Origin of the sequence: Microlunatus ginsengisoli (assembly GCF_039537205.1) — a bacterium.
GTDB lineage: Bacteria > Actinomycetota > Actinomycetes > Propionibacteriales > Propionibacteriaceae > Microlunatus > Microlunatus ginsengisoli.
The window spans coordinates 1-19,116 of sequence record NZ_BAABAB010000001.1; the positions used below are offsets into that span (position 1 = coordinate 1).

16 protein-coding genes are annotated in these 19,116 nt (G+C 71.0%); 7 read left to right on the top strand and 9 right to left on the bottom strand.

Annotation, left to right across the window (positions count from 1 at the left end; all coding sequences use genetic code 11):
• Positions 1 to 195: 195 nt before the first annotated feature.
• Positions 196 to 948 (top strand): GntR family transcriptional regulator, encoded by a 753-nt coding sequence (locus ABD747_RS00005; RefSeq protein WP_344801007.1) that lies wholly within the window; start codon positions 196 to 198, stop codon positions 946 to 948.
• A 128-nt stretch (positions 949 to 1,076) separates the two neighbouring features.
• On the opposite strand, the gene ABD747_RS00010 is transcribed toward ABD747_RS00005, so the two are convergent.
• A complete protein-coding gene (locus ABD747_RS00010) occupies positions 1,077 to 1,211 on the bottom strand; it encodes a hypothetical protein (RefSeq protein ID WP_344801008.1) in 135 nt (44 codons plus the stop codon).
• A 202-nt stretch (positions 1,212 to 1,413) separates the two neighbouring features.
• Between ABD747_RS00010 and ABD747_RS00015 the strand changes: the two genes are divergently transcribed.
• Positions 1,414 to 1,998 carry an Rv3235 family protein gene (locus ABD747_RS00015; protein WP_344801009.1) on the top strand — a complete coding sequence of 195 codons (585 nt, stop codon included), beginning with the start codon at positions 1,414 to 1,416 and terminating at the stop codon, positions 1,996 to 1,998.
• A 20-nt stretch (positions 1,999 to 2,018) separates the two neighbouring features.
• On the opposite strand, the gene ABD747_RS00020 is transcribed toward ABD747_RS00015, so the two are convergent.
• The 3 genes from ABD747_RS00020 to ABD747_RS00030 all read right to left on the bottom strand — a co-directional run bounded on the left by ABD747_RS00020 (position 2,019) and on the right by ABD747_RS00030 (position 7,305).
• Entirely contained in the window at positions 2,019 to 3,056 is a 1,038-nt protein-coding gene (locus ABD747_RS00020; protein ID WP_344801010.1) for a DUF3048 domain-containing protein, read from the bottom strand.
• 17 nt (positions 3,057 to 3,073) lie between these two features.
• The gene (gene secA, locus ABD747_RS00025; protein WP_459077223.1) at positions 3,074 to 5,998 is read right to left on the bottom strand and encodes a preprotein translocase subunit SecA; all 2,925 of its coding nucleotides are present in this window, start codon (positions 5,996 to 5,998) and stop codon (positions 3,074 to 3,076) included.
• A gap of 62 nt (positions 5,999 to 6,060) precedes the next feature.
• Positions 6,061 to 7,305 (bottom strand): winged helix-turn-helix domain-containing protein, encoded by a 1,245-nt coding sequence (locus ABD747_RS00030; RefSeq protein WP_344801012.1) that lies wholly within the window; start codon positions 7,303 to 7,305, stop codon positions 6,061 to 6,063.
• Positions 7,306 to 7,626: 321 nt separating this feature from the next.
• Between ABD747_RS00030 and ABD747_RS00035 the strand changes: the two genes are divergently transcribed.
• A complete protein-coding gene (locus ABD747_RS00035; protein ID WP_344801013.1) occupies positions 7,627 to 8,556 on the top strand; it encodes a hypothetical protein in 930 nt (309 codons plus the stop codon).
• A gap of 187 nt (positions 8,557 to 8,743) precedes the next feature.
• Here the strand turns inward: ABD747_RS00035 and hpf are convergent, their stop codons facing one another.
• From hpf to mtrA, 5 genes are all read right to left on the bottom strand, one after another.
• On the bottom strand, positions 8,744 to 9,397 hold the full coding sequence (hpf, locus tag ABD747_RS00040; protein ID WP_344801014.1) for a ribosome hibernation-promoting factor, HPF/YfiA family: 654 nt from the start codon (positions 9,395 to 9,397) through the stop codon (positions 8,744 to 8,746).
• A 178-nt stretch (positions 9,398 to 9,575) separates the two neighbouring features.
• Positions 9,576 to 10,313 (bottom strand): ComF family protein, encoded by a 738-nt coding sequence (locus ABD747_RS00045; RefSeq protein ID WP_344801015.1) that lies wholly within the window; start codon positions 10,311 to 10,313, stop codon positions 9,576 to 9,578.
• A gap of 240 nt (positions 10,314 to 10,553) precedes the next feature.
• Positions 10,554 to 12,311, bottom strand: a complete 1,758-nt coding sequence (locus tag ABD747_RS00050) for an LpqB family beta-propeller domain-containing protein (protein ID WP_344801016.1) — start codon at positions 12,309 to 12,311, stop codon at positions 10,554 to 10,556.
• Complete coding sequence (gene mtrB / locus ABD747_RS00055; protein WP_344801017.1) at positions 12,308 to 14,188, bottom strand: MtrAB system histidine kinase MtrB; 1,881 nt, start codon at positions 14,186 to 14,188, stop codon at positions 12,308 to 12,310. Before mtrB ends, ABD747_RS00050 begins: the two co-directional genes overlap by 4 nt.
• Positions 14,189 to 14,230: 42 nt before the next feature.
• Positions 14,231 to 14,950, bottom strand: a complete 720-nt coding sequence (gene mtrA / locus ABD747_RS00060) for an MtrAB system response regulator MtrA (protein WP_344801105.1) — start codon at positions 14,948 to 14,950, stop codon at positions 14,231 to 14,233.
• A gap of 172 nt (positions 14,951 to 15,122) precedes the next feature.
• Here mtrA and ABD747_RS00065 point away from each other — a divergent pair, with 172 nt between their 5' ends.
• Genes ABD747_RS00065 through ABD747_RS00080 form a run of 4 tightly spaced genes read left to right on the top strand, consistent with a single transcriptional unit; the run spans position 15,123 to position 19,055 of the window.
• Positions 15,123 to 16,247 (top strand): hypothetical protein, encoded by a 1,125-nt coding sequence (locus ABD747_RS00065; protein WP_344801018.1) that lies wholly within the window; start codon positions 15,123 to 15,125, stop codon positions 16,245 to 16,247.
• The gene (locus ABD747_RS00070; protein WP_344801019.1) at positions 16,244 to 16,963 is read left to right on the top strand and encodes a DUF4129 domain-containing protein; all 720 of its coding nucleotides are present in this window, start codon (positions 16,244 to 16,246) and stop codon (positions 16,961 to 16,963) included. The genes ABD747_RS00065 and ABD747_RS00070 overlap by 4 nt, the downstream gene beginning before the upstream one ends.
• Positions 16,960 to 18,087 (top strand): DUF4350 domain-containing protein, encoded by a 1,128-nt coding sequence (locus ABD747_RS00075; protein ID WP_344801020.1) that lies wholly within the window; start codon positions 16,960 to 16,962, stop codon positions 18,085 to 18,087. Before ABD747_RS00070 ends, ABD747_RS00075 begins: the two co-directional genes overlap by 4 nt.
• Complete coding sequence (locus ABD747_RS00080) at positions 18,084 to 19,055, top strand: AAA family ATPase (RefSeq protein ID WP_344801021.1); 972 nt, start codon at positions 18,084 to 18,086, stop codon at positions 19,053 to 19,055. The genes ABD747_RS00075 and ABD747_RS00080 overlap by 4 nt, the downstream gene beginning before the upstream one ends.
• The last annotated feature ends 61 nt before the right edge of the window (positions 19,056 to 19,116 follow it).

Sequence of the window (19,116 nt, forward strand, 5' to 3'; positions counted from 1 at the left end):
CACCTGCCCTACGACGAAACCGTTGCCTGGCCACGCGAACATCACGCCGCGGCTTGACCCGTAGCAACGTGGGATGTCTTTTCCGTTCCGGTGCACAACTCGCGACGAACCGAGCGGTCTCGAGCGCGTCCGAGGACCCGCGGACAACATTGTCTTTATGTACAGATTTTCGTGGCCTGGCGCTAAACTCCGGACATGACGGAGCCCTCGGTGGCCAAGGAGCTCGACATCACGCTCGAGCGGAACTCGCCGGTGCCGCTCTACTACCAACTGGCCCAGTCGATCGAGCATGCTATCGCGTCCGGCACCCTCGCCCCCGGCGACCGGCTGGAGAACGAGTTGTCGCTGACCACCCGGCTCGGCCTGTCCCGACCGACGGCGCGGCAGGCGATCCAGGAGCTGGTGAAGAAGGGGCTGCTGGTCCGCAAGCGCGGCGTCGGCACCCAGGTCGTCCGGTCGAAGTTCAGCCGGGACGAGCGTCTGACCAGCCTGAACGACGACCTGGCGAAAGCCGGCAAGGTGCCGGGGACGCGGCTGCTGGAATACACCCCGGTCGAGATGACCGACGAGCTGATCGACGCGATCGATGCCGATCTCGGCGAGATCGAGCTGGTGATGGTCCGCCGGCTGCGGCTCGCCGACGACATGCCGCTGGCCATCCTGACCAACTACCTTCCACGCCATTACGGGATCACCGCCGAAGACCTCCAGGTCCGCGGCCTGTATGACCTGTTGCGTGGGCTCGGCATCAACCTGAAGATCGCCCATCAGCGAATCAACGCCCGGCTGCTGACGGAGGAGGAGGCTGCGCTGCTCGACGAGGAGCCGCCCGCGGCCTGCCTGACGGCCGACCGCGTCGCCTACGACGACACCGGCGTCTTCGTCGAGTTCGGCCGGCACGTCTACCGATCGGCGCACTATTCCATCCAGTCGTCACTGGTCGTCTAGTCGAGAGGCGTCACGCTGGTCGTGGCACCACGACGGGACGCCAATGATGACGGCCCGCCGTCGGTCGAGAACGAGGACGACGCCCGCGGCCAGCGCGAATGGGTCGCGCTGGCCGTGGACACGCTATGTCAGCTGTGGCGGCCGAGCCGGCGCAGCAGCGACGCGAGCGGGCTCGGGGTCTCCTCGACCGCCGGCGCGTGCGGTCGGGCCGAGGCCGCCAGGGTGCGAGTGGGCTGAAGTGTCGCCCAGGGGACGATGGTCATTCGGTTGCTCCCTTCAGGGACTGGGCCCTCGTCGGCGAGGGTTCTATATCGTTTAAGAGAACTCTACTCTTAATCGTTTCAGAGAGCAACTCCAAAGACGCCGAAAAGTTGTCCACAGATTGCCGTCGCGGAACCTGACGAGCAGGGTTTCGGCAGCACAGTGGTGGGGTCCGTCCGCGCCGACCCAGAGGAGACCCGCACGATGAGCGCTGCCGCCCTGCCCGAACCGAACATGCTGGGGCCCCATACACCGGGGCCCGACACCCCGAGCCCCGATGCGCCCGAGCCGGTCCGGATCGTCCTGCGCCCCGCGCCGGACAGCCGGCCGGCCGCGCCGACGTCACGCCCGGAGGTCCGCCCACTCCTACCGGCCGACCAGCCGCAACTGCCGTTCGGCGTAGCGCCGGCCGGTTCCGACCTCACCCCGCCGACCGCTGACGGCGAGGTCACGCCGGTCGCCGACGCCAGGCAGTGGAGTGCCACCCTGGCGGTCGCGATCTTCGAGACCCTGTACGGACGGCGACCGGCCGGTCAGCTCACCCGCTGGGTCGACGACCGGGTGCAGGCGGTGATTGCCTTCCACCGCCGCCGGTCGAGCGCTGTCACGCAGAGCCGGCCCGCGATCCTGCGGTCGATCCGGGTGCAGTATCCGCGCCCCGACGCCGTCGAGGTCACGGCCCACCTCGGCCTGGCCGGGCGTTCGCATGCCCTCGCGCTCCGGCTGGAGGTGTGGGGCGGCCACTGGCTGTGTACGGCGGTCGAATTCGCACCGCTGACCACCGGCTGAGGGTCCCGGTCCAGCACCCGTCAGCCCTTCGGCAGCACCCAGGTCCGACCCGGCTTCAGCGGCAGGTCCTTGCCGTCCGCGCCGGTGAAGGTCAGCGGGGCGCCGCTGGACGTCCGGGTCCAGGTCCCGGTCAGCTTCTTGCCGTCGCGATACACCGTGACCTTGCCGGTGCCGACGGTGTCCGACATCACCGACGCCGAGCCGAGCACGTCGCGGTTGCCGTCGGGATGGTTGTGGACCGACATCACCACCACGTTGTCGGTCATCGCCTTCGCGCCGCTGTCGCCGTCGACATAGGCCTGCCCGCGCCACTTCACGACGTACCGGCCGTTGCCGTAGTCGAAGCTGAACGTGTCGTTGCCGACCCGGCCCTTCGGGTCCGGGGCGGACGCTGCGGCCGCCCAGCGCGGGTCCGCAGCGGCGAAGGTCCAGCCGATGTCCCTCGCCCGGCCCACCTTCTTCGCGTCGGCGATTCCGGCCAGGTTCACGAAGACGTTGTGCGGCGCCACCCGGCTGTGGTCACGGGTGGAGCGCTCGATCGGCACGATCGAGGAGCGATCGATCTTGCCCTGCACGTTGCGGTTCGCGCCGCTGTAGACCAGGCCCGGCTTGCCGAACAGCGGCAGCAGCTGGACATCGGTGCTGCGGGCGCTGCGGACCGGTCCCAGGCGCCTGGGGAAGGTGGTGTGATAGATCGCCACCAGCCGCGTCTGGGCGCCCTCGACCTCCTCGGCGAAGACGATGTCGGCCGAGCCGAGCCCGACCTGCGGTCGGGCTGCGGCGATGTTCTCCACCTTCACCGCGAAGACCTCGTGGTCCGAGGGCTTCCGGCCGGTCAGGTAGTCGGCCGCGGTCGGGCTCGGCATCGGCGTCGGGCTCGGGGTGGTGGCCGAGGCCTGCGCCGACGGCGTCGAGGACGCCGAGCCGGCGGCCGGGAGCGGGGTCTCGGGTCGGTCGTCGCCGGTCAGCCCGACGGCGACGGCCGTACCACCGCCGACCAGGACGGCAGCGGCGACGATCGCGGCCACGGTGTGACCGCGCTTCCAGGCGAAGGGCATGACGGCGGGTCAGGACCTCAGCGCGCGCCGGCCCGCCCGTGGCACATCTTGAACTTCTTGCCCGAGCCGCACGGGCACGGCGCGTTCCTGCCGACACCCTCGTAGGGATCTGTCGTCGTCGCCGGCGCCGCGCCGGTCTTCTGGGCCTCACCGTCCTCGCCCGGTGCGGAGTAGGCAACCGCCCGCGGGGAACGGCCGTCCAGGCCCTTGGCCTTCACGAAGGGCCGGGCGACAACGGGCTCGGGCTCGGCTTCGATCTCGTCCGGCTCCGACCGGTCCTCGTCGTCGTCATCACCCACGACGTGCAGCTCGACGCCGGGCCCGTCGGGATCCGGGCCGGACTCGATCAGGTGCCGCCCACTGCCGTGAGACCCGTTGCTGCGGGACCCATTCGACCGGTTGCCGACCGTCAGCGGCGCCCCACCCGGTCCGGCCGCGACCCCGACCGAAGCCGCCGGCGCCTGCTCGACCTGGACCTCCAGGTGGAAGACGAAGCCGACGACCTCCTCCATGAAGGCTTCCATCATGGCGTTGAACATGTCGCCGCCCTCGCGCTGGTATTCCACCAGCGGATCGCGCTGCGCCATCGCGCGCAGGCCGATGCCCTCGCGCAGGTAGTCCATCTCGTACAGGTGCTCGCGCCACTTGCGGTCCAGCACGGTGAGCAGGACCCGGCGCTCGAGCTCGCGCATGACCTCCGGAGTGAGCGCCTCCTCCCGCCGGTCGTACGCGGCCTGGGCGTCGGTCTTGAAGTCCTCGATCAGCTCCCGGCGGTCGAGATCGTCCCGCTCCTCGTAGTCGGCGCGATCCAGCCCGACCGGATAGAGCGTGTTCATGTTGGTCCACAGCTGCTCGAGGTCCCAGTCCTCGGCGAAGCCGTCGGTCGCCCCGACGACGTACTGCTCGACCACGGTGTCCACCGTGTTGCGCAACCGCTGCTCGACATCGGCACCCTCCAGCACCTTGCGCCGGTCGCCGTAGATGGCGTGCCGCTGCCGGTTCATCACGTCGTCGTACTTCAGGATGTTCTTGCGGATCTCGAAGTTCTGCGACTCGACCTGACTCTGCGCGCTCGCGATCGAGGACGACACCCGCTTGTTCTCGATCGGCTGGTCGTCGGGCACCTTGAGCGCCTGCAGCACCCACTCCACGATGTCGGACTTGAACAGCCGCATCAGGTCGTCGCCGAGGGACAGATAGAACCGGCTCTCCCCCGGGTCGCCCTGACGGCCGGAACGACCGCGGAGCTGGTTGTCGATCCGCCGGGACTCGTGCCGCTCCGAGCCGACGACATACAGCCCGCCGAGCCCGACGACGTCCTCGTGCTCCTCGGCGGTCTGCTTCTCGAACGTCTCCAGGATCTCCGGATAGAGCTTCTCGTATTCCTCCGACTGCTCCAGCGCGTCGATGCCGGAATCGTGCAGCTTCTTGTCGGCCAGGAACTCCGCGTTCCCGCCGAGGATGATGTCGGTGCCGCGGCCGGCCATGTTGGTCGCGACGGTGACCGCGCTCTTCGCGCCGGCCATCGCGATGATCGAGGCCTCGCGCTCGTGCTGCTTCGCGTTCAGCACCTCGTGCTTGACGCCGGCCTGCTTCAGTGCCTTCGACAACACCTCGGATTTCGCCACGCTCGCGGTGCCGATCAGCACCGGTTGGCCCTTCTCGTGCCGCTCCCGCACGTCCTCGACGATGGCCGCGAACTTGGCCTCCTCGGTGCGATAGATCAGGTCGCGGTTGTCGACCCGGACCATGTCCTTGTTCGTCGGGATCGGCACCACCCCGAGGCCGTAGATCTTCTGGAACTCCGATGCCTCGGTCATTGCCGTGCCGGTCATCCCGGACAGCTTCTCGTACATCCGGAAGTAGTTCTGCAGCGTGATCGTGGCGAGCGTCTGGTATTCGTCGCGGATCTCGACCTTCTCCTTGGCCTCGATCGCCTGGTGCAGACCCTCGTTGTAGCGGCGGCCGATCAGCGTGCGGCCGGTGTGCTCGTCGACGATCAGGATCTCGCCGTCCATGTTGACGTAGTCCCGGTCGAGCTTGAACAGCTCTTTGGCCTTGATGGCGTTGTTCAGGTACGAGATCAGCGGGGTGTTGGCGGACTCGTACAGGTTGTCGATGCCCAGCTGGTCCTCGACCACGTCGATCCCGGTCTCCAGGATGGCGACGGTCTTCTTCTTCTCGTCCACCTCGTAGTGGGTGTCCCGCTTGAGCCGGTCGACGATCCGGGCGAACTGCGGATACCACTCGTGGCTGTCCTCGGCCGGGCCGGAGATGATCAGCGGCGTCCGGGCCTCGTCGATCAGGATCGAGTCGACCTCGTCCACGATCGCGAAGTGGTGATCGCGCTGGACGCAGTCCTCGATCGAGAGCGCCATGTTGTCGCGCAGGTAGTCGAAGCCGAACTCGTTGTTGGTGCCGTAGGTGATGTCGGCGTGATAGGCGACCCGCCGCTCGGCCGGGTCCATCTGGGACAGGATCGCGCCGACCTCGAGGCCGAGGAAGTGGTGGATCCGGCCCATCCACTCCGAGTCGCGCTTGGCCAGGTAGTCGTTCACCGTGACCACGTGCACGCCGCGGCCCGTGATCGCGTTCAGATAGCTCGGCAGGGTGGCGACCAGGGTCTTGCCCTCGCCGGTCTTCATCTCCGCGATGTTGCCGAGGTGCAGCGCCGCTCCGCCCATCAGCTGGACGTCGAAGTGCCGCTTGTCCAGCACCCGCCGGCTGGCCTCACGGACCGTCGCGAACGCCTCCGGCAGCAGCTGTTCGAGCGTCTCGCCCTTCTCGAAGCGGCTCTTGAAGTCGGCCGTCTGCCCTTGTAGCTCGTCGTCACTCATCGCGAGGTAGTCCTCTTCGATCGAGTTGACCTGCTCCGAGATGTGCTTCAGCTGACGGAGGATCTTGCCCTCGCCGATGCGGAGCAACCTGTCCATCAAAGCCACGAGATCGCGCTCCCTGCTCGATTGATCGTCCTGCCGTGTGCCTGCCGCGAGGCGAGCGCCACCTATCGTAGGCCAGTCTGCGCGAGCCCTCCCTTTTCGTCGACCGCGCGGGCCAGCGCGGGCGCGAGATCGCCCCGGTCGCGTACGTCCACCGCGGCCAGCCCGAGCCAGCCGGCCATGGTGCGCAGCTCCGCGGCGAGCTCGGTGGCCACGTACGTCGGGTCCTGGCCGGGCTCGAGAAACGCCGCGTTGACGCGCAGCGTGCTCGTGGCTCGATCCGCCTTCAGGTCGACCCGGGCCACGAACCGCTCGCCGAGCAGGAACGGATAGACGTAGTAGCCGTGCACCCGCTTGGGCGCCGGGACATAGATCTCGATCCGGTAGAAGAAGTCGAACAGCCGGTGCAGCCGGGCCCGCTCGAAGATCATCGAGTCGAACGGGCTGAGCAGGGCGCGCGCGTCGATCCGGCGGGGGTGCCGGGCGGCATGCCACAGATAGGTCTTGGCGTTTTCCCAGCCCTCGATCCGGACCGGGACCAGCTCGCCGGACTCGACCAGCTCCGCGGTCGCCGCCTTGGTCAGGTCGGATCGGGTCCGGAAGTAGTCGCGCAGGCAGAACTCGCTCGCCACCCCGAGCGCGGCGGCCGCCCGGCGGACCAGCTCGACCACCGAGTCGTGCGGCGTCGGCGTCGGCGCGGCGAGGACGCTCGGCGGGAAGACCCGCTCGGGCAGGTCGTACACCCGCTCGAACTGGCTGTTGCGATAGGCGCTGGTGACGTCGCCGACGTAGAACAACCACTCCAGGACCGTCTTCACCGCCGACCAGTTCCAGCCCCAGTTGCTCCGGTCGCGGACCTCCTGGTGCTCGAGGTCGCGGGCACTGATCGGGCCGCGCCGTTTCACCTCCTCGCGCACCTCGTCGACCAGCTGCGGATTCTCCTGGGCGACCCGCTCCACCCCACCCCAGACGTCGCGATATCCCTCCTGCATCCGGAACCGCAGCGCGGGCTGCAGGGTGACGTCGATCAGGCTGGCGGCATGGCCCCAGTATTCGAACAGGCGGCGCGGTGGCTTGTGGGCGGCCCGCTCCAGCAGCGACCGGTCGTAGGGACCCAGCCGGGAGAACAGCGGCATGAACTGGGCCCGGGTCACGACGTTGATCGAGTCGATCTGGAACTGGGCCAGCCGGTCGACGCTCGCCTGGACGTCGCGCATCGTCACCGCGCGCCGCGGTCGCGGCACGCCGAACCCCTGCGCGGCCAGCGCCACCCGCGCCGCCTGCGCCCTGCTCAACTGCTCCCGACCCACCCCTCGGACCCTACCGACCCCCACTGACATTCCCTCCCATCCGGAATCCGTGCACCCGTCCCGGCCGTCCCCTCCCCGGAAACTGTGCAGCTGTTGCAGCGACACACCGGTGGCGGCTGCAACAGCCGCACACTTTCCCGGGCCGGGTGTCGACTTTCCCGGGCCGGGTGTCGACTTCCCCGGGACCGGGGTGTCGACTTCCCCGGGACCGGAGGTGTCGACGGGGAGGCGGTTGTCCACAGCTCAGGCCCGGTCAGAGGCGTTGTCCACAGATTCGCCGGTACGGCGGCACGTTCGCCCCGAGATCCGGAGTGTGCCGGCGTGACACTTTCTCTGGACGAGACGCCCCGGATCGTGACCGGATCTCTGCGCCGGGCCGGCTGGGACAAACTGGGCCGCGGGCTCTACGCCGCCGGCGACCGCACGTTGGCCGAGGAGCTCGCGGCCTGGTCCCGGGTGCTGGGCACGACCGCTGCGTTCACTCACCTGACCGCCACGGAGCTCCGCGGCTGGTGGCTGCCGGCACCGATCCCGCACCCGGTCTTCGTCGCGACATCGCTGCGCGAGCACCATCGCCGGCCGGGCCTGTTCGCCTGCCGGCACCCGCACCCGGGTCCGATCGAGCTCCTCGACGGGCTCCGGGTCACGACGGCGGCCGAGACGCTGCTGGCCTGCGCCCGCGATCTGGGCCTGCTCGACGTCGTCGTGTTGGGCGACAGCGCCCTCCGGCTCCGGCAGTGCACGATCGCCGAGCTGCGGCTCGTCGCCGCGCGCCGGCGGCGTGGTGCGCCCCTGCTCAGGACGGCGATCCCGCTGCTGGACGCGCGGAGTGAGTCGCCCTGGGAGTCGGTGATGCGCGTGCTGCACCGAGCGGCCGGCGTCGACGTCGTCCCGCAACGCGAGATCCATACCGATGCCGGCGCGTTCGTCGCCCGCGGCGACCTGTGGCTGGTCGGGACCAAGCGCATCCATGAGTACGACGGTGAGATCCATCGAGCACCAGACGTGCACCGCAGCGATCTCGAACGCGACCGCCGCATCGTCCGGGCGGGATGGCAGCGGCTCGGCTTCACGTCGCGGGACCTGCTCCACGACGGCGCGTCGATCATCAGCGACGCCGACCGCCTGCTGGGGAGGTACTGGGACCCCTGCCGGCTCGACGCCTGGAACGACCTGGTCGCCAACTCGCTGTTCGGCCGTACCGGTCGGTCCCGCGCCTACCGGAACTGGCGACGTACCGAGGCGTCGTGACCGGCCCGGCGCAACCTGCATCGTCTCCGCCTCCGCCGAAAGTGTGCAGCTGTCGCTGCGACACGCCGGTGGAGGGTGCGAGAGCTGCACAGTTTCCCGGGACGGGGTGGGCGGCGAGCCGCCCGCGGGGTCAGGTGGGCGGCCAGCCGCCCGCCGGGTCAGGTGGGTGGCGGGGCCGCCCGCGGGGTCAGGCGCCGGCCGGGGTGAGGCTCACGTCGAGCCGGATCACGCCGTAGTCGTACGCCTTGCGCCGGTAGACCACGCTGGGCAGGTTCTGCTCGGAGTCGATGAACAAGAAGAAGTCGTGACCCACCAGCTCCATCTCCATCAGGGCCTGGTCCAGGCTCATCGGCGCGCCGGCGTGGATCTTCTCCCGCACCACCATCGGGCCCTCACCCTGGACCTCGATCCCGGCCATCAGCCGGGTGCCGTTGCCGTGGGCGGCGTCCGGACTGGAGCCGTTCAGTGAGCCCTCGACGTCGGTGAGCGGCAGCTGGGCCGCCGCGTCGTGCAGCGAGGTCGGGGTCCGGGATCCGCGGTGCACCCGCTTGCGGTCGGCGGCCTTGCGGAGCTGGGCCATCAGCTTGTCCAGGGCGAGGTCGAACGCCGCGACCTTCTCCTCGGCGGCAGCCTCGGCCCGGATCACCGGTCCCTTGGTGCGGACGGTGATCTCGACCCGGCTGCCCTGGGCGTGTTGTCGCTTGTTCCGCTCCGCCGAAAGCTCCACCTCGACCCGGATCACCCGATCGTCCAGCTTTTCCAGCCTGGTGATCTTGTCCTCGACGTAGGAGCGGAACGAATCCGACACCGAGCAGTGCCGGCTCTTCACGACAACATCCATGTCAACCTCCGTCTGCCAATGGTCAGGGCTTGGCCTCGCCGACGCCTTCGCCGGAGACGCCACGGCGCTCCGATGCACCCCGAGCACCGGCCCTGGAAGACCGGTCCGCAGGTGCATGAAGCGCCATACACAGACGCTAGTCCCACCCTCGACCTTTTTCTACGCGGGGTCTCGATCCTCACTCAGTTCTCAGTCGTCGGACAGCCCGGCCGTACGTCCCGATCGCGGTCAGCTTCGTGGTCGCGGCCACCGTCGCCGCGGCGGACACCGCGATGCCGGCGGACTCGAGTGCTCTGCGGGCCTCGGTCAGGGTCGCTCCGGTGGTGGTCACGTCGTCGCAGAGCACGACCAGGTCACCGGGTCGCGCGCGGATCCACCGGCGGACGGTCAGCGCGCCCGCCAGGTTCGCCGCCCGCTCCTCCGCGGCCAGACCGGACTGGTCCCGGACCGTGCCGTGCTGCCGCAGCCAGGACCGGACGACGATCGGGCGGTCGTCGCGGCGTCGCCACCGGCGGGCCGCGGACAGCGCGATCGCTCGGCCCGCGTCGAGACCCCGCTCTCGGTTGGCCCGAGCCGACGACGGGGCCGGGACCAGCACGATCCTCGCCGGGTCGGTGTCGGCCAGCAGGTCTCGCAGGCTCGCGGCCAGGGCCCCGCCCAGCGGTGAGGCCAGGGACAGCGCCTGGCGCTCCTTGTGCGCGGAGATCATCGCCGCCGCCAGACCGGCGTAGGGAGCCGCCGCGAACGTACGCGGAAATCGGGCCGGGCACGGCGTGGGCGCCACGGCATGCGGGCGCCAGCGGGCGACCTCCGCCCGGCACTCCTCGCACAGGCCCCGTCCGGGCCGGTCGCAGCTTACGCACCGCGCGCCCAGCAGCAGGTCGCCGGCGGCATCGGCGAGGGCCCGGGCGATCACCGACCCAGTCTGCCTCGCCGGCCCCCGCTTCCCCTCCCTCCCCCGGAAACTGTGCGGCTGTTGCAGTCTCCGCCGGCGTGTCGCTGCAAGAACTGCACAGTTTCCGCCTGACGGAGGCGGGCTGGGACCGGCGGGCGGGGCGGCTGGGGCGGGATAGGACCGGCGGGGGCGGCCGGGACCGGCGAGGGCGGCCGGGACCGGCGAGGGCGGCCGGGACCGGCGAGAAGGTTGCGAGCCCTGTCAGCCGGGGTAGGAGGCGGCGCGGACGCCGTCGACGAAGGGCTCCCACTGGCCGCCGGAGCCCTTCCAGCTGCGGCCGGTGGCGCCGACGACGACGGTGGTCTGGTCGCTCAGCAGCACCGACAGCGCGTGGGCGTCCCAGGTGGTGGGCTCGGTGTCCAAACTGATCTTGGAGGCGTCCTGGCTGACCCGGAACAGCGCGGGCACGGCGCTGCCGCTGGTCGTGCCCAGCACCAGCAGGGTGGTGTCGTCCACCCAGGCCACGTCGGTGATGCCGGCGATCTCGGGCAGGTTGCTCTGGGTCGTGTCGATGTCTCGCCAGCCGTTCACGACGATCTTGTCCGCCGCGCGGGAGATCCGGCCCAGGCCGAGCTCGGAATGTCCCTTCACCCGGCGGACGAGCGCGATCCGGCTGCCGTCCGGGGAGATCCGGAAGGCGATCGTGTTGGTGCCGTCCAGCAGCGGCGTCTGTACGGCCAGCTGCTTGTCGCCGGAGAACACCCAGAACCGCTGGCCGGAGCCGGCCCGGCCGAGCGCCCACAGCTCGCCGAACCGGCTGAACTGCGGCCGGAGCAGGTGGGAGGCGCCGCTGCCGAGCAGCGTGGTGAGGTCGGCACCCGCGGTCGAGCTGCTGCGCAGCACGGTCCCGCCGTCGGTGACCAGGGCCAGGTCGGTGTTGGACACCGAGGCCGCCAGCTGGTCGACCACGAGCCGGCCGTTGCCGAGGTCGCCGGACAGCGGCTTGCCGGACTTGACGTCGGTAGCGGTCGCGTCGAACTGGCGGACGCCGTCGGCGCGGGCGACGTAGAGCTGCTGGCCGGCGATGAACGGGATCGGGTCGACGTCGGAGCCGAGCGAGTCGACGTCGATGGAGAAGTCGGCCGTGTCGGTGCCCGGGATCCGCATCGGCTGCTGGTTGACCATGAAGACCACCGACTGGACGCCCGGCACCTGCTTCAGGGTGTAGACGACCTGGGCCGCCATCAGCGACCGCTGGGCGTCGTTCAACGACAGCACCTGGTCGCTGAGCGCGACGGCGGCGACCCCGTCGTCGACCGTGACCGCGTCGACGCTCAGTGCGGTTCCGACCGGGATGGCGCTGGTCACCGCCGGCTTGAGCCAGGCGGACGGCCCGTTCAGCAGGCCCTTCATCAGCACCGACGTCGTGCTCGACTGGCTGCGCAGGCTGGGCAGATAGATCGGGTCCGGGACGAGCACCCCGTCGTTGCCGATGAAGTACAGGTTGTAGGGCTGATAGAAGGACGCGAACGAGTACTGCTCGACCATCAGCCCTGGCGGCGGCTTGCCGATCCGCCACTCCCCGTTCTCCTTCACCAGCCCGAAGTCGATGCCGACCTTCCGGTCCCGGGCGGTGTACGTCCGGTCCGCACCGAGGGTGCCGATCAGCGTGGCGTCCAGCACCACGTTGTCGTCGGACCCGGTCAGCGTTCCGGTGTAGATCGAGGCGCCGTCCTCCGGGCTCCAGCTCTGCGCCGCCGCCTTGGTCAGGAACTGCTTCGCGACCGAGAAGTTGGGCTGGTAGTTCGAGTTCGCCCGGAGGTAGCCCTGGACGATCTCCAGCGGCTCCGCCCCGGGCGTCGGCGGCGCCACGTCGACGTTGACGCAGTTCTGGCACGCGGGCTGCTGGCCCTCGATCCGCTCGATCTGCCCCTTGGTGGGCACCGCGACGCAGCCGGTCAGCACCAGCGCGACCAGCAATGCGATCAGCAGCGGCCGTCCGGTGCCGCCGGCGCTCATCGCGGGCTCCCGGTGGCGGTCGGCGGGACCCCGGCGGGCGCGTCGGCCGAGACATCCGCGGATGCGTTCGCGATCGTCGACCCCACGCTGGGGGCCGGCCCGGCAGCGGGCGCCGCCGACGGCGATCCGGCGGACGCCGGCGAGAGCCCAGCCGCCAACCCAGCAGCCCCCGACCCAGCAGCCCCCCACCCAGCAGTCCCCAGCCCCACCGACGACGCGGGCGAGCCCTCCGTCTGCGGCGGAGTGTCCGGGTGCGACCCGACGCCTCCGAGCCGCGCGGTCAGCCCGACGATGTCGCGCGGCACCAAGGGCAGCGGCGACTGCTGCAGGATCCCGCCGGCCTTGCGCGGCACGGTGAGCCGGAACTGGGCGCCCAGGCCCGGGCGGCCCCACGCGGTCAGCCAGCCGTTGTGCAGGTTGGCGTCCTCCATCGCGATGGCCAGCCCGAGGCCGGTGCCGCCCATGGTCCGGGCGCGGGCCGGGTCGGCCCGCCAGAAACGGTGGAACACCTGCCGCGCCTGTCCGGCCTCGAACCCGACGCCGTGGTCGCGGACCGCGATCGCGACCGCTTCGTCGTCGGCGTCGATCAAGATGTCGATCGGCTTGGCCTCGCCGTGCTCGATCGCGTTCACCAGCAGGTTGCGCAGGATCCGCTCGATCCGGCGCCCGTCCACCTCGGCCGTACACGGACCGGGCGAGTGGATCACGATCTCGGTGCCGGCCCGCGCCGCGAACTGGGCGTGGTCGTCCACCACCTGCTGCACGATCTGCACCAGGTCGACCGAAGCCGGCGACAGCACCGCCGCGCCGGCGTCGAACCGGGAGATCTCCAGCAGATCGCCGAGCAGCGCCTCGAACCGGTCCAGCTCGTTCTGCAGCAGCTCCGCCGAGCGGGCCGAGACCGGGTCGAAGTCGTCGCGCGACTCGTACAGCACCTCGGCGGCCATCCGCACCGTGGTCAGCGGCGTCCGCAGCTCGTGGGAGACGTCGGAGACGAAGGTCTGCTGGACCCGGGACAGCTCCTCGAGCTGGGTGATCTGCTTCTGCAGCTCCGAGGCCATGTAGTTCATCGACGTGGCGAGCCGGGCGAGGTCGTCCTGCCCCTTGACCTCCATCCGGTCGTCCAGATTGCCCGACGCCAGACTCTCGGCCGCTCGCCGGGCGGCCCGCACCGGGGTGACCACCTGCCGCGCCACGAGGGCGGCGATGAAGGTCAGCAGGATCACCAGGATGGCCCCCGTCGTCCCCGCCGCCGACCGCAGGAAGCGGAGCGTGTCCACCTCCTGGTTCAGCGGGAAGACGAAATAGATCTCGTACGTCCCGGTGCCGGGCAGGGTGAGCTGCGAGCCGCTGACCAGGCCCGGCACCGACGGTGAGCCGTCCCGATAGACCACCTGGGTCGGCGTCATCAGCAGGTCCGTGCTGGCCGAGACCTGGTCGCGCAACGTCTGCGGCACGCTGGCCACGTCGGCCTGGCCCGCGGTGATCGTCTGGCCGTCGGCGAGGATGATCACCTCGAACTGGTCGGTGCCGCCGGTCCGGTTGGCATAGCCGAAGGCGAGGTCGGTGAGCAGCTTGTCGACGTTGGCGCCGCCGGTCGGGTCGGCCGCGTTCAGCTGCTGCTGGGCGGCGAACAGCGCCTGCCGCGACTCGTTGCGGACCGACTCCTTCTTGCCCTCCATCACGCCGAGCGTTGCCTGCTGCATGAGCAGGAACCCGCCGAGCACCAGCACCAGCACCGAGGCCAGGAAGACCGATGCGATCACCCGCAGCGGAAGCGAGCGCCACCACAGGTTGACCGGGACCTTCCACCAGGGCGTGCCGTCGCCCGACGCCCGGCCGGCACCGGGCGTCAACACGGGGCTAGGCAGGGCCATCGGAACTCATCGTCGATCGAGAAAGGGGAACGGGGACGCGGGTCAGCCGGGCCGGCGGGTGGTCTCGCCCGCCTTGTAGCCGATGCCGCGCACGGTGACGACGATCTCCGGGTGCTCCGGGTCGCGCTCGATCTTGGACCGGAGCCGCTGCACGTGCACGTTCACCAGCCGGGTGTCGGCGGCATGCCGATAGCCCCAGACCTGCTCCAGCAGCACCTCCCGGCTGAACACCTGCCACGGCCGGCGGGCCAGCGCGAGCAGCAGGTCGAACTCGAGCGGGGTGAGCTGGATCGGGACGCCCTCGCGTTTCACCGAGTGGCCGTCCACGCTGATCGTGAGGTCGCCGATCCGCAGCGACTCCGACGCGCTCTCCTCCGGCGGCCGGCGCAGTCGGGTCTTGATCCGGGCGATCAACTCCTTGGCCTTGAACGGCTTCGCGACGTAGTCGTCCGCGCCCGCCTCGAGCCCCGCGACCACGTCGATGGTGTCCGACTTCGCGGTGAGCATGACGATCGGCACCATCGACTCGGTCCGGATCTCGCGACAGATCTCGACCCCGTCACGGCCGGGCAGCATCAGGTCGAGCAGCACGAGGTCGGGCTTGGCCTCGTGGAACGTGGCCACCGCCTCGTCGCCGCGGGAGACCCAGATCGGTTCGAAGCCCTCGCTGCCGAGCACGATCGAGAGCATCTCGGCCAGCGCGGCGTCGTCGTCGACGACGAGCACGCGGCCGCGTTGTCCTGCCGAGCGCGCATACTGCACCGAGCCGTCGGTTGCCGTACCGCTGCCGCCGAAGTCCGACACAAGGACCCTCCCACCTGTCACGGAATTGTGACAATCCTATTTGGTCCCCTAACGACTCGTGGGGATGAGAAGTTGCGTGCCGCCCCGCGATCGCTCTCGCGACACCGCGACTGGGTAAGGTCGCCGAACGATGAGCGTCCCCACTCCGCCGGCCCCGATCGCCCCGTCCCGGCGACCGCGGGTGCTGGACGCGGCGAGGACGGCACTGATCCCCCTGCGCCCGCTGACCATCGGCGAGATCCTCGACGGCGCGTTCGTGGTCGTCCGGCGCAACGCCAAGATGATGGTCGGGCTGCCGCTGGTGGTCGCCGGCGGGACCGCGGTCTATCTGCTGTTCGGTCTCGGCCTCTACCTGCTGCTCGGCAACACCACCGCCCGCTGGGCGCAGATCCTGTTCACGGTGCTGGCCGGGCTCGCGGGCTTCTTCCTGCTGATCCAGTGCCTGGTCTGGATGACCGCGGTGCTCAGCCGGGTGAGTCTGCAGACCGTGCTCGGCGACGGCTTCGCGCCGTCGAGCAGCCGGGTCAGCCTGCGGACGTCGTTGCCGATGTTCTGGCCGGTGTTCGGCCTGTCCCTGCTGCAGTACGTCGCCGCGTCGGTGGTGCAGAGCGTGCTCGGCTTCCTCTACTACCTGGTCCTGATCCCGATCACGCTGCTCGGCGGCGACGGCGGCTTCGGCTTCGTGGCGTCCGCCGCGCTGAGCCTGGTCACCTTCGGGGTCACCGCACTCGCCTACGGCTACCTCGCGCTGACCGTCCCGGCGCTGGCGACCGAGGGGCGGACCGCGCCGGGCTGGATCGGCAAGCCGCTCAAGCCGACCACCGTGTTCACCGCGTTCGAGCGGGCGTTCCGGCTGATCGGGCTGTCCAACGTCGTCCGGGTGGCGCTGGTGATGGGTGGCGCGATGGTCGTCTCGCTGGCCCTGATCGGGCTGCTGTCGGCGGGCGTGCTGGCTCTGATCCTGCTGTTCGCCACCTCGATCGGCCAGACCGTGACCGCGGTGGTGACCAACCCCTGGACCATCGGCGGCGTGCTGGCCTTCTCCGCGGTGGTCGCGATGTCGGCGCTGCTCGCCTACGTCGCCGCCGTCCAGACCCTGCTCTATCTCGATCTGCGGATGCGGCGGGAGGGGTTGGACCTGGCGCTGCGGTTCGACGTCGTGCCGATCCCGCAGCCGTCGGCACCGCCGCTGCCGCCGCCCTATCCGGCCCCGTCCTTTCCGCCGCCGGCGGCCGGTCCTGGGGCGACCCCGTGAGCGCCCTGGGTCAGAGCATCCTCGGCAGCGGTGTGCTGCTCCGCGCGTACGACATCCCGATCCTGATCGGCCGGGACGAGGCCCGCGGGCGCGCGGAGGCCGAACTGGCCAAGGCCAAGTACGGCGGCACACCCGGCATCCTCACCCGCCTCCTCGACCGGTTGGACCGGCTCGTGGAGTGGATCTTGTCCTTGCTGGACCGGCTCGACCCGGGCCGGCAGGGCAGCACCGGGCTGTCCTGGGGGTTCGGCATCGCGGTCGTCCTGCTGCTGGCGGCGATCGCGGTCGTGGTGTGGCGGGTCGGCCTGCCCCGCTGGCGCAAGCGTTCCTCCGCGGGCGCGGTGCAGACCGACCCGACGGTGGAGGCCATGAACTACCGCGCCCGCGCCGAGGCGGCGGCCGCGGCCGGCGACTGGCGGGAGGCGGTCCGCGACCGCTTTCGCGCCCTGGTTCGCGAGCTGGAGACCCGGACCATCCTCGACGTCCGTCCCGCGCGGACCGCGCTCGAGGCCGCGACCGGCGCCGGCCGGCACCTGCCGGAGCTGGCCGGAGCGCTCCGGGACGGGGCCGACGAGTTCAACGCCGTCGTGTTCGGCGACCGGCCCGCCGACGAGGCCGGCTATCGCCGGATGGCCGCGCTGGACGAGGCCGTCACCGCCGCGGCGGACCGGGTGGACCTCGCGGCCGACACCGAAGCGACGGCGGTGCGCTCGTGAGCACGCGCCGACGGGCCGTGCTGGTCGGCGCCGGCGTGCTGGTGGTCGCAGCCCTGATCGTGCTGGTGATCGGCAGCTACCGGCACCAGGTCAGCGTCCAGCGCAGCGACGACCCGCGCTCCACCACGGCCGAGGGCACCCGAGCGCTGGCGCAGCTGCTCACCGACGAAGGGGTCCGGATCACCACCACCGACGACGTGGACACCGCGATCGCCCGCAGCGACCAGCGCACGCTCCTGGTCGTCGCCTCCCCCGACCTGCTGTCCGACGAGCAGGCGGCGCAGGTCGGCGGGGCGACGTACGCCCGGCTGCTGCTGCTCCGCCCCCGCGCCGCCGCGCTGCGCGCCTTCGGCCTGCCGGTCGACCAGAGCGCACCGGCCGTCGGCACGGTCGATCCCGGCTGCGCCGACCCGGCCGCCACCGCCGCCGGCGCGATCGATCCCGGTGACTTCCGGGTCGGCTATGCGAGCCAGGCCGGCGCGGTCGCGCTGCGCTGCTATCCAGCCGCCGGCGGCGCCGGCTGGCTCCGGGTCGGCGGCCCGTTCGGGCCGGTCGACCTCGTCGCCGGCGGGGTCAGCAACGACCTGCTCGCGCACCAGGGCAACGCCGCGTTCGGGATGAACGTGTTCGGCACCCAGCCCGAGATCGTCTGGCTGATGGGTCGCAGCGCCGCGGTGACGGCGTCGCGATCCGGCGCCGGACCGACGCTGCTGCCGGCCTGGTGGGCCCCGGCCGTGGTGCAGGCGTTCGTCGCCCTCGTCGCCGTCGGCATCTGGCGCGGCCGCCGGCTCGGACCGATCCTGCACGAGCCGTTGCCGGTGACCGTGCGCGCGGCCGAGACCGTGGCGGGCCACGGCCGGATGTACGCCCGGATCGGCGCCCGCGATCGGGCCGCCGAGGCGCTGCGGGCCGGGGTCCGCGACCGGCTCGGCCGGGTCTACGGGCACCGCGTCTCCGATTCCGACGGCGTACTCGCCCTCAGCGCCGCGGTCGCGAACCGCACCGGCCGCCCGGCCCCGGAGGTGGCGCGGCTGCTGGCCGGACCACCGCCGGGCTCCGACGACGACCTCGTCACCCTTGCCGCCCAGCTGGACCGACTCGAACAGGAAGCCCGCCGACTGTGACGCAGACTCCCCCGCCGCCCTCACCGGCGCACCACGCCCTGAACGCGCTCCGAGCCGAGGTCGGAAAGGCCGTGGTCGGCCAGGAGACCGCGGTGACCTCGCTGGTGATCGCCCTGCTGTGTCGCGGCCACGTGCTGCTGGAGGGCGTTCCGGGCACGGCGAAGACGCTGCTCGTCCGCAGCTTCGCGGCCGCCCTGCAGATCGCCACCAAGCGGGTCCAGTTCACCCCGGACCTGATGCCGGGTGACATCACCGGATCGCTGGTCTACGACGCACGGAGCGCGGAGTTCACGTTCCGCGAGGGTCCCGTGTTCACCAACCTGCTGCTCGCCGACGAGATCAACCGGACCCCGCCCAAGACGCAGGCGGCGCTGCTGGAGGCGATGGAGGAACGGCAGGTCAGCGTCGACGGCAGCCCACGCCCGCTGCCGGAGCCGTTCGTGGTGGCCGCGACCCAGAACCCGGTGGAGTGCGAGGGCACCTATCCGCTGCCGGAGGCGCAGCTCGACCGGTTCCTGATGAAGATCCGGATCGACCTGCCGCCCCGGGACGCCGAGATCGAGGTGCTGAACCGGCACGCGCGCGGCTTCGACCCGCGCAATCTCACCGCGGCCGGTCTGCGCGCGGTCGCCGGTCCCGGCGACCTGGACGCGGCCCGGCGCGAGGTCGCGGCCGTGATGATCCATCCCCAGGTGCTCGGCTACATCGTCGACGTCGTCCGGGCCACCCGGATCTCGCCGTCGTTGCGGCTCGGGGTGTCGCCGCGCGGCGCGACCGCGATCCTGAACACCGCCCGGGCCTGGGCCTGGCTGTCCGGTCGGGACTACGTGTCCCCCGACGACGTGAAGGCGCTGGCCTTCCCGACCCTGCGGCACCGGGTCAGCCTGCGGCCCGAGGCCGAGCTCGAGGGGGTCACCACCGACGCCGTGATCGAGTCGATCCTGGCCAGCGTCCCGGTCCCCCGCTGATGGTGCTGACCTGGCGGGCGGGAGCGCTCGCCGCCTTGTCGGTGCTCGGCGCCGCGATCGC

Bases quoted from the DNA above. Each gene is read 5' to 3' on its own strand.
- ABD747_RS00005 (WP_344801007.1), top strand. From the start codon at position 196: ATGACGGAGCCCTCGGTGGCCAAGGAGCTCGACATCACGCTCGAGCGG.
- ABD747_RS00010 (WP_344801008.1), bottom strand. From the start codon at position 1,211: ATGACCATCGTCCCCTGGGCGACACTTCAGCCCACTCGCACCCTGGCG.
- ABD747_RS00015 (WP_344801009.1), top strand. From the start codon at position 1,414: ATGAGCGCTGCCGCCCTGCCCGAACCGAACATGCTGGGGCCCCATACA.
- ABD747_RS00020 (WP_344801010.1), bottom strand. From the start codon at position 3,056: ATGCCCTTCGCCTGGAAGCGCGGTCACACCGTGGCCGCGATCGTCGCC.
- hpf (WP_344801014.1), bottom strand. From the start codon at position 9,397: ATGGATGTTGTCGTGAAGAGCCGGCACTGCTCGGTGTCGGATTCGTTC.
- ABD747_RS00050 (WP_344801016.1), bottom strand. From the start codon at position 12,311: ATGAGCGCCGGCGGCACCGGACGGCCGCTGCTGATCGCATTGCTGGTC.
- mtrB (WP_344801017.1), bottom strand. From the start codon at position 14,188: ATGGCCCTGCCTAGCCCCGTGTTGACGCCCGGTGCCGGCCGGGCGTCG.
- ABD747_RS00065 (WP_344801018.1), top strand. From the start codon at position 15,123: ATGAGCGTCCCCACTCCGCCGGCCCCGATCGCCCCGTCCCGGCGACCG.